The sequence below is a fragment of the Pseudomonas sp. LBUM1666 genome (genome assembly GCF_059695775.1).
Map to the genome: position 1 here is coordinate 2,112,929 of NZ_CP166789.1, position 12,991 is coordinate 2,125,919.

Consider the following 12,991-nt stretch of genomic DNA (forward strand, 5'->3'; position numbering starts at 1 on the left):
GAGAAAACTCATGACAGATTCCATTGAGCGGAATGAAAACAAAAGTGATGTCGGTGTTGGCGCGGTCTCCAGACTGTTTGCCGTGCTGCGCAGTCTGGGTGACACCGTCGAGGGCGGGGAGCGGGTGACGCAACTGGCCCAGCGCATCGGTTTGTCACAACCGACCACGCACCGATTGCTGCGCAACCTGATGGATGAGGGCATGGTCGAGCAGGATGCGCGCAGCAAACGCTATCGCTTGAGTCTGGAGTTTTTCGCCCTGGCGGCCCGTGCCGGGAACACCGGGAACCTGCGCGAACTGGTGCGTCCGGCGCTGCTGCGGCTGTCGGCGTCGTTGGGGGATTCGTTGTTCTTGCTGGCGCGCAGTGGTTTTGATGCGATCTGCCTGGACCGTAGCGAAGGGCCGTTTCCGATCCGCACCTTTACCGGTGACATTGGTGGGCGGGTGGCGCTGGGGGTGGGGCAGGGCAGCCTGGCGATTCTGGCGTTCCTGCCGGAAGAGGAGCGCGACACGGTGATTCACTACAACTTGCCGAGGCTCAAGGATTTCCACCTGTACGACGAGGTGTTCCTGCGCTCGGAAGTCGAGAACGTGCGCAAGCTGGGTTATGCCGGGCGCAACACCGGCGTGTTGCAGGGCATGGCCGGGGTGGCGGTGCCGATTCTGGATCGTGAAGGGCGGGCGGTCGCGGCATTGAGTGTGGCCACCGTCAGTGATCGGTTGGGGCCGGATCGCTTGCCGACAGTGGTCGAAATGCTCAAGCGCGAAGCGGCACTGATCGGACCGCGGATCAATCCGTTCGACCCGTTACTGCGTCGGCCTTCGCAAGTGTTCGGGCAGGGCTGAACACGGTCCACAGGGCTCCATAAATCCACTGTGGGAGCGAGCTTGCTCGCGAAAGCGGAGTGTCAGGCGACATTGATTTATCCGACACACCGCATTCGCGAGCAAGCTCGCTCCCACAGGGGATTGGCGGTGTGGTCAGAACTGGACGGTCTGCTTGAGCATCTGCGCCGCCGGCGTATCACTCGGGCTGACCATCGCATAGTTATACCCGCCCCCCGACCAGTACTCGGCCTGCAACTCGCCATCGCTGCGACTGCCCCTCGGCAACAGATAGTTTTTCGGACCCGGTGGGCGCACGTAGAAGCTGACCTTATGGCCGCTTTGATCCTCGTAGACCACCATCGCCGCTGGCCCTTGCTCGGTACTTAGCAGGCGCCCGCTGACCGGTTTGAAACCTGCGCCCGAGAGGTCAGGCAAGCGATTGGCCTGAGTGAAATAGCGGTCGAGCCAACCCTGCATATCACCGTCGTCACTGACTTTGTAGTCGGCCGGCAACATCCCTTGCTGGGCAAACAGACGGTACGCCTGCATCGCATCGGCCATCGGCAGCGCAGCACTGAGGAGCGTCATCTCCCGGGCTTGCCAACCGCTGAACCCGCCGACGCTGACCGCGATCAGCAACACGGCGGCGCTGGCCAGGTGACGGCGAGATTGTCGTTTGAGGCGTTGGCGAATCAGCGCCGGGTCGAGGTTCGGGTTGGCTGGTTGCTGCAGGGCGCCGCTCAATGCCGCGCGCAGTTGCTGGGCGTCCTGCTGCCAGGCACGCACCTGGGCAGCCACTTCAGCGTTGCTGGCCAGAAAAGTGTCCACCAGACGTCGGTCGGCCTCGCTGAGTTGCTGGTCGACGTAGGCGTGCAGGTCACGCTCGCTTGGGGGCATGCTGATCATTTGAGTCTCCGCAGAGAAGGGCGGGTGATTTCGCCATCGCTGAGCTGGCGCAAGGCCTGGCGGGCCCGGGACAAGCGGGACATCACGGTGCCGGTGGGGACGTCGAGAATCTCGGCGACCTCTTTATAACTCAAGCCTTCGACCGAGACCCAGAGCAGCAGGGCGCGTTGTTCGGTGGTGAGTTGATCGAACGCTTGCAGCGTCGATTGGGCGATCACGGTGCGTTCCACCGACGGCTGTGAATCGTCACGCCCGGTAAAGAATTCGAGCATCCGCGCATAACGCCGGGAGCGCCGGTGAGCATCGAGAAACTGTCGATACAGAATCGAAAATAACCAGGCGCGCAAGTCGCCCTCGGGGTGCTTATCGCCCCAACTCGACAGCGCGCGCTCAAGGCAAGACTGCACCAGGTCGTCGGCGCTGCTGGGATTGCGCGTTAACGACACGGCAAACCGGCGCAATCTGGGAATGATTTCTCTCAGCTGTTCGTCGATATCGTTCATGAAGTTCTGGCTAGTCACTACGCTGTGGACTAGAGAGACGCCCGGCATTCGAGGTTATTCCACGCCTGAAAAAATAAATACCGCACGATGGAATAAACCGCTGTGGGGTTCGTCTGCTTGATCCTTCTCACTTGTGGCCGATGGCCCTGGAGTCTTTCATGGTAGATCGCTCATCACCGCCAACCCGGCCACCCTTGAGTGCCGCGAGCCTGACATTACGTCTGGCCGGTATTGCTGTGGTGGTTGCCGCAGTGGCCGGGGCTTTTGCCTACGTCAACGGCACCTTTGACCCACAGCGCCTGACGCCGAAAAAACTGATCAATGTGCTGGAGACCAACAACGGCGTGCACCCGGGGTTTCGGCGTAACCACTCCAAAGGCGTGTGCGTGATCGGACATTTCGAGAGCAGCGGTGAGGCGCGCAGCTATTCCAGCGCTCAGGTGTTCAATGTAGCGCGGACCCCGGTGGTCGGGCGTTTTGCATTGCCGGCCGGCAATCCTTATGCGCCGGACAACAGCGTGCCGATCCGCAGCCTGGCCTTGCGATTCACCCAGGCCAACGGCCAGCAGTGGCGGACCGGGATGAACAGCATGCCGGTGTTCCCGGTGGGTACGCCCGAAGCGTTCTATCAATTGCAGCAGGCCCAGTCACCGGACCCGGCCACCGGCAAGCCGAACCCGGCTGCCGTGCCAGCGTTCTTCGGTTCGCATCCGGAAGCAGCACCGTTCCTGGCCTGGATCAAAACCGCCAAACCATCGGCCAGTTACGTGACGGAAACCTACAACAGCGTCAATGCGTTTTATCTGGTGAACGCTGCGGGACAACGGCAGGCGGTGCGCTGGAGCATGGTGCCAGTCGCTCAGGATGCAGCGGGTGCTACGGCGCCTGAAGGGGGTGAATTCCTGGAGAAAGACCTGGTGCAGCGTATTTCCGCAGGACCGCTGCGTTGGCAGTTGAACATCACGCTGGCCAACCCTGGCGATCCGGTCAACGACGCCAGCAAGGCCTGGCCCGAGGGTCGCAAAGTGTTGAACGCCGGCACGTTGGTACTCGAAAGCACCCAGCCGCAACTCAATGGCGAATGCCGGGACATCAACTACGACCCGCTGGTACTGCCCGCCGGCATAGAAGGTTCCGACGACCCATTGCTCGCCGCTCGTTCAGCGGGGTACGCCACTTCCTACTTACGTCGTACCAGCGAAGTCAGCCAGTTGCCCGCCGCTAATAAACAGGAGTCTCGTCAATGAGCGCTCAACCGAACCATTTCGCGCCTTTAGCGCGATTGCTGCACTGGCTGATGGCGCTGATGATCATTGCCATGCTGTTTATCGGCGCGGGCATGGCCGCTTCGGTGTCCGAGCGTCATGAGTGGCTGATTCATCTGCACAAACCCTTGGGCGTGGCGATTCTGCTGTTGGTGATCGTGCGCCTGGCCGTGCGCTTTTCCACTCAACAGCCACCGCTGCCAGCGGATCTGCCGGGTTGGCAAGCGCTGGCGGCCAAGGCTTCACATGTTTTGCTGTACGCGTTGATGCTGATCCTGCCGCTGCTGGGTTGGGCGATGATTTCGGCGGCGGGGGATCCGGTGATGCTCAGCAGCTCATTCCAGTTGCCGTCGATCGTACCGGCGAATGCGCAGGTGTTTGCGTTCCTGCGCAAGGCTCACGGGTATCTGGCGTATTTGCTGTTCCTGACGGTGCTGCTGCATTTGGCGGCGGCGCTATTTCACGGTTGGGTGCGCCGCGATGACGTGCTGGACAGCATGTTGCGGGGCAAGGATCGCGGCTGATCCCCTGTAGCGGCTGGCGAAGCCAGCGTTCGCCACCAATAGATCAACGCCACAGCATTGATGCCTGCGCCCAGCAGGCATACGCCGAGCCACCCGGCCCACGCGTACATCGCCGTCGAACCGAACGACCCCAAGGCGCTGCCAATTGAATAGAACAGCATGTAGCCGGCGGTGAGTCGGCTTTGGGCTTCGGGGCGCACGCTGTAGATCATGCTCTGGCTGGTGACGTGCACGGCCTGCAAACCCAGATCCAAGGTAATCACGCCAAGCAGCAATGCCCACAATGAGGACTGGGTGAAGGCGATAGGCAGCCAGGAAACCAGCATCAACAAGAGTGACAAACCGCTGGTCCATTGTCCCAGGCCACGATCAGCCAGATGCCCGGCGCGAGCGGCGGCCAGTGCACCGGCGGCACCTGCCAGTCCGAATAGTCCGATGTGTGTGTGGGACAACGACAGCGGCGGGGCGCTCAGCGGTAGCACCATGGGCGTCCACAACACCATGGCGCTGGCGAAGGTCAGTAGCGCGAGCACCGCCCGCTGGCGCAGCACCGGTTCTTCCTTGAACAGCGTGAATACCGAGCCCAGTAAGGCGCCGTAGGAACTGGCGGGTTGCGCATCTTCATGTTTGGGCAATACACGAAACAGCAGCAATGCCATCACCAGCGTCAAACCCGCTGACAACAGATAAATCGAACGCCAACCGGCGAGGTCAGCCATGCCGCCGGCCACTGTCCGGGCGAGCAGAATACCGACGACGATGCCGCTGGTGACCACACCGACCACACGCCCTCGCTGTTTCGGGATAGCCAATGTCGCGGCGTAGGCCACCAACACTTGGGTCACGACAGCCAATAACCCGGTCAATGTCATGCCGATCAGCAGCCAGATGTTGTCAGGCGCCAGTGCGATCGTGAGCAAGGCCAGCGCCGACAGCACAGTCTGCGTAACGATCAGGCGTCGGCGATTGAACAGGTCACCCAGCGGCACCAGCAACACCAGGCCTGCGCCGTAACCGACTTGCGTCAGCGTGACGACGATGCCGATGGTTGCGGGGTCCATGGCGAAGGCCTCGGCCATGGCATCGAGCAGAGGTTGTGCGTAGTAAACATTGCCGACGGCCAGGCCGCAGGCGATGGCAAACAGCAGCACCACGGCGCCGCTCAATGGCTGATCAGGTTTCATGACGGGCTTCCTTTTGTGGTTTCAAAGTGAAACCAGTTGTACGGTAAGGAAGCTGGTTTTATATTGCAACTACATTTGATGGATGTGAGCGCGCTCATGGCTAAACGTACAAGCATGGAAAACGCCGAATGCCCGGTTGCACGTTCCCTGGATGCCATTGGTGATTGGTGGTCGTTGCTGATCGTGCGCGATGCATTTGACGGCATACGCCGGTTCGGGGAGTTTCAGCGCAATTTGGGCATGGCCAAGAATATTTTGTCTGCGCGGCTGCGCACCCTGGTGGCCCACGGCATTTTCGACCTGGTGCCGGCGTCGGACGGCAGTGCGTATCAGGAATATGTGCTGACCGAAAAGGGCAAAGGCCTGTTCCCGTTGATCATCGGATTACGCCAATGGGGCGAGGCGTTTTTCTATGAGGCAGGGGAGGCGCACTCGCGGGTTGTTGACCGAGAGAACGGCCGACCGGTGCAGACGCTGGAATTACGTGCCGAGGATGGGCGCTTGCTGGGACCTGAGGATTGCGTGCGGATCGCTGCCGAGTAAGGTATGGCTGCATGCCGGGCATGCAGCCATCGAGCGTGATCAGCGCAAGGTATCGACCATGTCAGCCACGGTCGTCAGTACATCCTTGCCCAATTGCTTCGAGCGTTTGCCAGACCAGCCGGTCAGCGCATTCGGCGCATCGTTGTTGTCTTTGAAGGGCATTTCGAGGGTCAGCGACAGGCAGTCGAATTTCTCGCCGACGCTGTTGCACGCCAAGGTCATGTTGGCTTTGCCCGGTTCGTCACGGGTGTAGCCGTGCTTGGTCTGGAAGTCCTTGGTCAGGTGCTTCAGATGACTGCGGAAGTGCTCTTCGAGTTTTTCGATCCGTGGCGTGTAACCCGGGTTGCCTTCGCAACCGGCGGTGAACACGTAGGGGATTTCTTCATCGCCATGGATATCGAGGAACAGGTCCACGCCGTACTTTTCCATCTGCTGCTGAACGAACAGCACTTCCGGGCTGATTTCCTGGCTGGCGCTCTGCCAGGCGCGGTTCAGGTCCTGGCCCATGGCGTTGGTGCGCAGGTGACCGTGGAAAGCGCCGTCCGGGTTCATGTTCGGCACCAAATATAGATCGGCGCTGGTCAGCAGTTTGTTCAATACCGGATCGTCGTGTTTTTCGAGACGTTCGATCACACCTTCCATGAACCACTCGGCCATGTGTTCGCCGGGGTGTTGCTGGGCGATGATCCAGACCTTGCGTTGACCTTCGGCGCCCGTGCCTTTACGCAGCAACTGTATATCCCGACCTTCGACGCTCTTGCCGGTGGCCAGCAGTTCGGTGCCGGCCTTGGTCAGCGCTTGCTCGATCAGCCAGTCGTGACGGCCACGGCTGTAGGGTTCGAAGTAAGCAAACCAGGCGTGGGTGGCGGTGGATTCAAGGCTGAAGCGCAGGCAGTCACCTTCGAAAATGGTCGGCACCCGGAACCAGTTGACGTGGTCATAGGACGCCACCGCCTGATAACCATCCCAGGCTTTGTTGTAGGAGGACTTGCTGGCATTGTTCAGACGAAACCAGTGTTCCTGACCGACATGCAGACCGCTGGCCTTGAAGTGGAACCACTGAAAGTGCTGGCTGCGGGTGTCTGGCTTGATGGCCAGCAGAGCTTGCAACGGATTGCTGATGTCCAGTACTTCAATGTTGCCACTGTCGAAGTTGGCACTGATGTCGAAAGAGGATTTAGCCACGGTCATAGTCGATTCCTGAATATGATTTTATGGCTGTTACTTTACACGGTGGGAAGGGAAAAACCGGGGGAAATTCTGGGTTGAAGCGGGGGGCGTCCTCCTTGACGCCGACGCAGCTTAGAGACTGTGCGATTGATTCTCAAGCGCTATTTTTGATTAGTTTGGGCCAATGATGCCGGCTTCTCTTCCCACCGGATATTCTTTTGATATCATCCGCGCCATTCGAATTTGCAGCACCTAAAGACTTCATTAGCCTGAAGGTAAGCCAGAATAACTGGCAAAAAAAAGACCCGGCAAAAAGCCGGGTCAAAAACCGTGATTAGCCTGATGAGGAGATAGTCCAGGAGACCGACCTAAGGTCACTTGGACAATCGACTGATCTCGCGACCAGCTGCATGCAATAATAATCATTCTCGTTTGCAAGTCAAATGCTTTTATCTGCGCGATTGGAAAAATCTTTCCCGTCCTCCTAGCAAGCACCCGTGTCTCACCCGTTCTGATCGCCCTCCAGGGATCGATCCACCATCGCCCTGGCCATGTCGATCATGTGCACCGCCGAAAACGCCAGGTCCCGACTTGCGCCTTGCAAATTGCTGGCTGACTCGTACGCGATGGCGGCGGCACAACGTAGCAAATCCGTGGCATGGACCAGCGCCTCTTCGCAGCTGATGTTGCGGTTTACGTCAAAGAAACGCTCTTCGACCACTTCCTCTGAAACAGCTGGTTTCAAGTAATAGTCCAGCGCTCGTTGCGCGGCGGCAGAGCCTTTGGGCGAGGTGAGAGAAGTGTCGATTTGCATGTCAGGCAGGTCGTTGCAGGGGATGGACATGGCGATGGCAAACTCCGTGATAGATTCAGATCCGTGAACTAATCCTAGTACGTACTGTATTTATGACGAGAGATTAAATACTACAATTTGTGTTTTGACGGCCGGAGGCGCCCACGTATCGTGCCGCACATGGATAAATGGATTGAATTGGTCAAGGCCAAGATGAGTGAACTCAAAGTCACTCAAGAAGAACTCGCAGATCGCCTCGGGATGTCCCAGGGCGGCGTCGGCCACTGGCTGAACAAACGCCGCGACCCCGGCGTCGTCAACATGAACCGTGTGTTGAAGGCGCTGGGCATGGACTTTCTCGAAGTGGCGCTGGTGATCCGCGAACCACTCATCTTGGAAGAGGAGGAGATGCCTCTGGCGCTGAAGTACAACCCGTACTTCCGCTACCCGGTCAGTGACTGGAAGGAGCCGGCGCAGCTGCGCGATGGTGAGCTGACGGTGTATCGCAAGGAGGAACGCTTCGAGCTGACCGACTACCACGCCCAAGGCCCGGCCTTCTGGCTGAGTGTGGTGGGCGATGCGATGACCGCGCCCACGGGTATCAGCATTGCCGAGGGCATGATGATCCTGGTGGACCCGGCCATTGTGCCGGAACCCGGAAAGTTGGTGATTGCCCACTGGCCGGACAGCGCCGAGGCGACCTTTCGCAAGTTGATCGAAGAGGGCGGGCAGCGTTACCTGGTCCCGCTCAATCCGACCTATCCGAAGGCTATCTTCACCGACGAGTGCCGAATTATCGGCGTAGTGGTTCAGGCAACCGCCAAATTCTAATCAGATCGGTCCTCGCAAAGCGTAGGACCGATCTTCATTTCATGCTTCTTCAAACTCGACCAACGCACTGCCTTCACTGACCATTTCGCCTTCCTGGCAATACAGCGCCTTGATCACCCCGGCGTGTGGCGCACGAATGCTGTGCTCCATCTTCATCGCCTCCAGCACCACCAGCTGCGCCCCGGCTTCGACCGTTTGCCCGGCTTCCACCAGTACCCGCACGATGCTGCCATTCATGGGCGCGGTCAGCCCGCCGTGATGGCTGTGACTGGCTTCGACGGCACTGATCGGGTCGTAGGACTCGATGCGGCGCAATTCACCTTCCCATTGCAGATACAGAACGTCGCCACGGCGGATTGCCCGATGCTGGCGGCGCAGGCCGTTGTGCTCGGTCAGCAGTTGCTCGCCCTTGAGTTGAGCGGTGTGGGCATCAGCGTCACCCAACGTCAGCGCGCGATCCTGGCCTTCACAACTCAAATGCAGCGTGATTTCTGTCGGCAGTCCGGCACGGAAACCATTGCTGTTGGCCCAAGGCGAAACCGGGTCATCGGCACGGGTCGTACTCGGCTGGCTCTGGGCAAACGCCTGAGCGGCGGCTTGCCAGAATTCGTCACTGAGGTCCGAGGCGACTGGCAGCAGTTCTTCCTGATAACGCGGAATGAACCCGGTATCCAGTTCGGCCGCAGCAAACGCCGGATGGCCGACGATCCGGCGCAGGAAGTTGATGTTGGTCTTGAGCCCGCCAATGGCAAACTCATCGAGCATGCTCAGCAGCCGCAGTCGCGCCTGTTCACGATCCTCGCCCCAGGCAATCAGTTTGCCGAGCATCGGGTCGTAGAACGGTGAAACTTCATCGCCTTCTTCGACGCCACTGTCCACCCGCCGTCCCGGACCTTGCGCGGATTCGCGATACAGTTCCAGTCGGCCGGTAGCCGGCAGGAAATCATTGCTGGGGTCTTCGGCATACAAGCGCACTTCGATGGCATGGCCGATCAGCGGAACCTCGGCTTGAGTCATCGGCAGCGCTTCGCCACGAGCCACACGAATCTGCCAGGCCACCAGATCGAGGCCGGTGATGGCCTCGGTGACCGGGTGTTCGACCTGCAGGCGCGTGTTCATCTCCATGAAGAAGAACTCACCCCGCGAATCCAACAGAAATTCCACGGTGCCGGCGCCGACATAGCCGATGGCCTGTGCCGAACGCACGGCGGCCTCACCCATGGCGCGACGCAGTTCCGGGCTCAAGCCTGGAGCGGGTGCTTCTTCAACGACTTTTTGGTGCCGACGCTGGATCGAGCAATCACGTTCGTTGAGGTACAGGCAGTTGCCGTGCTGGTCGGCGAAAACCTGGATTTCCACGTGGCGCGGTTTGAGCAGGTACTTCTCCACCAGCATCTGGGAATCACCGAACGAGGATTTCGCTTCACGTTGGGCCGAGGCCAAGGCTTCGGCCAACTGGCTGACATCCTCGACCACTTTCATGCCTTTGCCGCCACCGCCCGCGGTGGCCTTGAGCAGCACCGGATAACCGATGCGTTCGCAGGCGTCGCGGAAGGTGTCGAGGTCCTGAGCTTCGCCGTGATAGCCGGGCACCAGCGGCACACCGGCAGTTTCCATCAAGGCTTTGGCGGCAGATTTGCTGCCCATCGCGTCGATGGCCGAGGCGGGCGGGCCGAGGAAAATCAGGCCAGCTTCTTCGATGGCACGGGCGAACCCGGCATTCTCGGAAAGAAAGCCATAACCCGGATGAATCGCCTGAGCGCCGCTGGCCTTGGCCGCGGCGATCAGTTTGTCGATTTGCAGGTAACTGTCAGCGGCTTTGCTGCCACCGAGGTCGACGCGGATATCCGCTTCGCGGCTGTGTCGGGCTTCACGGTCAGTGGCGCTGTGAACAGCCACGGTGGTCAGGCCCAGGGCTTTGGCGGTGCGCATCACCCGGCAAGCGATTTCGCCGCGGTTGGCCACCAGCAGGGTGGTGAGAACAGGTGCGCTCATCAACGCGGCTCCTTGGTGGTGGTTTCGGCTTGCCAGCTCGGCGGACGTTTTTGCAGAAAGGCCCGCAGGCCTTCCTGACCTTCGGGGCTGACGCGAATTCGGGCGATGGCGTTTTCGGTGTAGCGGCGTAGCGCCGGGGTCAGCGCGCCGTGGCCGACTTCGCGCAGCAAGTCCTTGCTGGCGCGCATGGCGGCCGGGCTGTTGAGCAGCAGGTTATCGATCCACTGTTCGACTTTCTGTTCCAATTCAGCGATCGGATAACTCTCCGACAACAAGCCGATTTCCCGCGCTCGTTGTCCGCCGAAACGCTCGGCAGTCAGCGCGTAGCGACGTGCCGCGCGTTCGCCGATGGCTTGCACCACGAACGGACTGATCACCGCCGGGGCCAGGCCGATGCGTACTTCCGACAGACAGAACTGTGCGTCATCGGCGCCGATGGCCATGTCGCAGCAACTGATCAGGCCCAGCGCGCCACCGAATGCAGCGCCTTGCACCACCGCCAGCGTCGGGACTTTCAGCTTGGCGAGGTTGTACATCAACTCCGCCAGTTCCCGGGCGTCGTCGAGGTTGGTGTGGTAATCGAGTTCGGCCGATTGCTGCATCCAGGCCAGGTCTGCACCGGCGCTGAAATGCTTGCCGCGTCCGCGCACTAACAAGAAACGCAGACTGGCATCGCTCGACACTTTGTCCAGCGCGAGGATCAGTTCGCGGATCATTTCGGCGTTGAACGCGTTGTTCTTTTCTTCACGGCTGAGCCACAGGGTCGCAAAACCACGCGGGTCGCTCAGCAGTTCGAGGGTATTGAAGTCGCTCATGATTTTCTCCCGATCACATCCGGAACACGCCGAAGCGGCTCTGTTCGACAGGCGCATTCAGCGACGCCGACAAGGCCAGGGCCAATACATCGCGGGTTTGCGCCGGGTCGATGACGCCGTCGTCCCACAACCGGGCGCTGGAGTAGTAGGGATGACCCTGTTCTTCATACTGGTCGAGGATCGGTTGCTTGATCTCGGCTTCCTGCTCGGCGCTGAAACCGTGACCACTGCGCTCGGCCTGCTCGCGTTTAACCTGCACCAAAACACCCGCCGCCTGCTCGGCGCCCATCACTCCGATGCGTGCGTTTGGCCACATCCACAGGAAACGCGGATCGTAAGCCCGGCCGCACATGCCGTAGTTACCTGCACCGAAACTGCCGCCGATGATCACGGTAAATTTCGGCACCTTCGCGCACGCCACGGCGGTCACCAGTTTCGCGCCGTGCTTGGCGATGCCGCCGGCCTCGTATTTCTGGCCGACCATGAAGCCGGTGATGTTTTGCAGGAACAGCAACGGAATGCCGCGCTGACAGGCCAGCTCGATGAAGTGCGCACCTTTCTGCGCGGCTTCGGCGAACAGAATGCCGTTGTTGGCGAGGATGGCGATCGGATAACCGTGCAAGTGGGCAAAGCCGCACACCAAGGTCGTCCCGAACAGCGCTTTGAATTCGTCGAACACCGAACCGTCCACCAACCGCGCAATCACTTCGCGCACGTCGAACGGCTGTTTGGCATCCGCCGAGACCACTCCGTACAACTCGTCGCTGTTGTAGAGCGGGGCGATTGGCGTGCGCTGTTGCAGCTCACCGAGTTTGCGCCAGTTGAGGTTGGCGATGCTGCGCCGCGCAATGGCCAGAGCGTGTTCGTCGCTCTCGGCGTAGTGGTCGGCCACCCCGGAAATCTTGCAGTGCACATCGGCCCCACCAAGGTCTTCGGCGCTGACCACTTCACCGGTTGCGGCTTTCACCAGTGGCGGGCCGGCGAGGAATATGGTTGCCTGCTCGCGCACCATGATCGCTTCGTCGGCCATGGCCGGCACGTACGCGCCACCGGCGGTGCAGGAACCCATGACCACCGCGATTTGCGGGATGCCCATGGCGCTCATGTTCGCCTGGTTGAAGAAGATCCGTCCGAAGTGCTCGCGGTCCGGGAACACTTCATCCTGACGCGGCAGGTTGGCGCCGCCGGAGTCCACCAGGTAGATACACGGCAAGCGGTTCTGTTGAGCAATGGTCTGCGCGCGCAGGTGTTTTTTCACGGTCAGCGGGTAATACGAGCCACCTTTTACGGTGGCGTCGTTGGCGACGATCATGCATTCGACACCTTCGACCCGGCCGATCCCGGCAATCACGCCAGCGGCCGGAACGTCTTCGCCATAAACCTCGTAGGCCGCCAGTTGGCTGATCTCGAGAAACGGCGAACCTGGATCGAGCAGACGATTGATTCGTTCACGAGGCAGCAGTTTGCCTCGCGAAGTGTGGCGCTCTTGCGCCTTCGGGCCGCCACCTTGCTGCACTTTAACGAGCAGGGTGTGCAAGTCGTCGACCTGTTTGAGCATCGCCGCGCTGTTGGCCGCGAACTCCGCCGAACGGGGGTTGAGCTGGGTATGCAGAATAGCCATGGACAGCTCCGT

At 60.3% G+C, this 12,991-nt stretch carries 13 protein-coding genes; 5 read left to right on the top strand and 8 right to left on the bottom strand.

Annotated features, from left to right (window positions below; genetic code table 11):
* Positions 1 to 10: 10 nt before the first annotated feature.
* Positions 11 to 847: an IclR family transcriptional regulator gene (locus tag ACA056_RS09555; protein ID WP_497272222.1), complete on the top strand. Its 837-nt coding sequence runs from the start codon at positions 11 to 13 to the stop codon at positions 845 to 847.
* A 135-nt stretch (positions 848 to 982) separates the two neighbouring features.
* On the opposite strand, the gene ACA056_RS09560 is transcribed toward ACA056_RS09555, so the two are convergent.
* A complete protein-coding gene (locus ACA056_RS09560; protein WP_497272224.1) occupies positions 983 to 1,735 on the bottom strand; it encodes an anti-sigma factor family protein in 753 nt (250 codons plus the stop codon).
* Positions 1,732 to 2,238 (bottom strand): RNA polymerase sigma factor, encoded by a 507-nt coding sequence (locus tag ACA056_RS09565; RefSeq protein ID WP_497272226.1) that lies wholly within the window; start codon positions 2,236 to 2,238, stop codon positions 1,732 to 1,734. The genes ACA056_RS09560 and ACA056_RS09565 overlap by 4 nt, the downstream gene beginning before the upstream one ends.
* A 158-nt stretch (positions 2,239 to 2,396) precedes the next feature.
* Between ACA056_RS09565 and ACA056_RS09570 the strand changes: the two genes are divergently transcribed.
* Positions 2,397 to 3,485: a catalase family peroxidase gene (locus ACA056_RS09570; protein WP_497272228.1), complete on the top strand. Its 1,089-nt coding sequence runs from the start codon at positions 2,397 to 2,399 to the stop codon at positions 3,483 to 3,485.
* Positions 3,482 to 4,027: a cytochrome b gene (locus ACA056_RS09575; RefSeq protein ID WP_497272230.1), complete on the top strand. Its 546-nt coding sequence runs from the start codon at positions 3,482 to 3,484 to the stop codon at positions 4,025 to 4,027. Before ACA056_RS09570 ends, ACA056_RS09575 begins: the two co-directional genes overlap by 4 nt.
* Here ACA056_RS09575 and ACA056_RS09580 read toward each other — a convergent pair.
* Positions 3,964 to 5,211 carry an MFS transporter gene (locus ACA056_RS09580; protein WP_497272232.1) on the bottom strand — a complete coding sequence of 416 codons (1,248 nt, stop codon included), beginning with the start codon at positions 5,209 to 5,211 and terminating at the stop codon, positions 3,964 to 3,966. The genes ACA056_RS09575 and ACA056_RS09580 overlap by 64 nt on opposite strands.
* Positions 5,212 to 5,307: 96 nt before the next feature.
* Here ACA056_RS09580 and ACA056_RS09585 point away from each other — a divergent pair, with 96 nt between their 5' ends.
* Entirely contained in the window at positions 5,308 to 5,754 is a 447-nt protein-coding gene (locus ACA056_RS09585; protein ID WP_123366482.1) for a winged helix-turn-helix transcriptional regulator, read from the top strand.
* 39 nt (positions 5,755 to 5,793) lie between these two features.
* On the opposite strand, the gene ACA056_RS09590 is transcribed toward ACA056_RS09585, so the two are convergent.
* Together ACA056_RS09590 and ACA056_RS09595 are read right to left on the bottom strand one after the other, a co-directional pair.
* Positions 5,794 to 6,945 carry a M14 family metallopeptidase gene (locus tag ACA056_RS09590; protein ID WP_497272234.1) on the bottom strand — a complete coding sequence of 384 codons (1,152 nt, stop codon included), beginning with the start codon at positions 6,943 to 6,945 and terminating at the stop codon, positions 5,794 to 5,796.
* Between the two features lie 481 nt (positions 6,946 to 7,426).
* Complete coding sequence (locus tag ACA056_RS09595) at positions 7,427 to 7,768, bottom strand: DUF6124 family protein (RefSeq protein WP_046047549.1); 342 nt, start codon at positions 7,766 to 7,768, stop codon at positions 7,427 to 7,429.
* A 129-nt stretch (positions 7,769 to 7,897) separates the two neighbouring features.
* Here ACA056_RS09595 and ACA056_RS09600 point away from each other — a divergent pair, with 129 nt between their 5' ends.
* Positions 7,898 to 8,548, top strand: coding sequence for a LexA family protein (locus ACA056_RS09600; RefSeq protein WP_497272237.1), 651 nt, complete (start codon positions 7,898 to 7,900; stop codon positions 8,546 to 8,548).
* Between the two features lie 39 nt (positions 8,549 to 8,587).
* Here ACA056_RS09600 and ACA056_RS09605 read toward each other — a convergent pair whose 3' ends face one another.
* From ACA056_RS09605 to ACA056_RS09615, 3 genes are read right to left on the bottom strand one after another with little or no spacing between them, the layout of a single operon-like run.
* Entirely contained in the window at positions 8,588 to 10,543 is a 1,956-nt protein-coding gene (locus tag ACA056_RS09605) for an acetyl/propionyl/methylcrotonyl-CoA carboxylase subunit alpha (RefSeq protein WP_497272239.1), read from the bottom strand.
* Entirely contained in the window at positions 10,543 to 11,358 is an 816-nt protein-coding gene (locus ACA056_RS09610; RefSeq protein WP_462004784.1) for a gamma-carboxygeranoyl-CoA hydratase, read from the bottom strand. The genes ACA056_RS09605 and ACA056_RS09610 overlap by 1 nt, the downstream gene beginning before the upstream one ends.
* A 13-nt stretch (positions 11,359 to 11,371) precedes the next feature.
* Complete coding sequence (locus ACA056_RS09615; protein ID WP_497272241.1) at positions 11,372 to 12,979, bottom strand: carboxyl transferase domain-containing protein; 1,608 nt, start codon at positions 12,977 to 12,979, stop codon at positions 11,372 to 11,374.
* Positions 12,980 to 12,991: the final 12 nt, after the last annotated feature.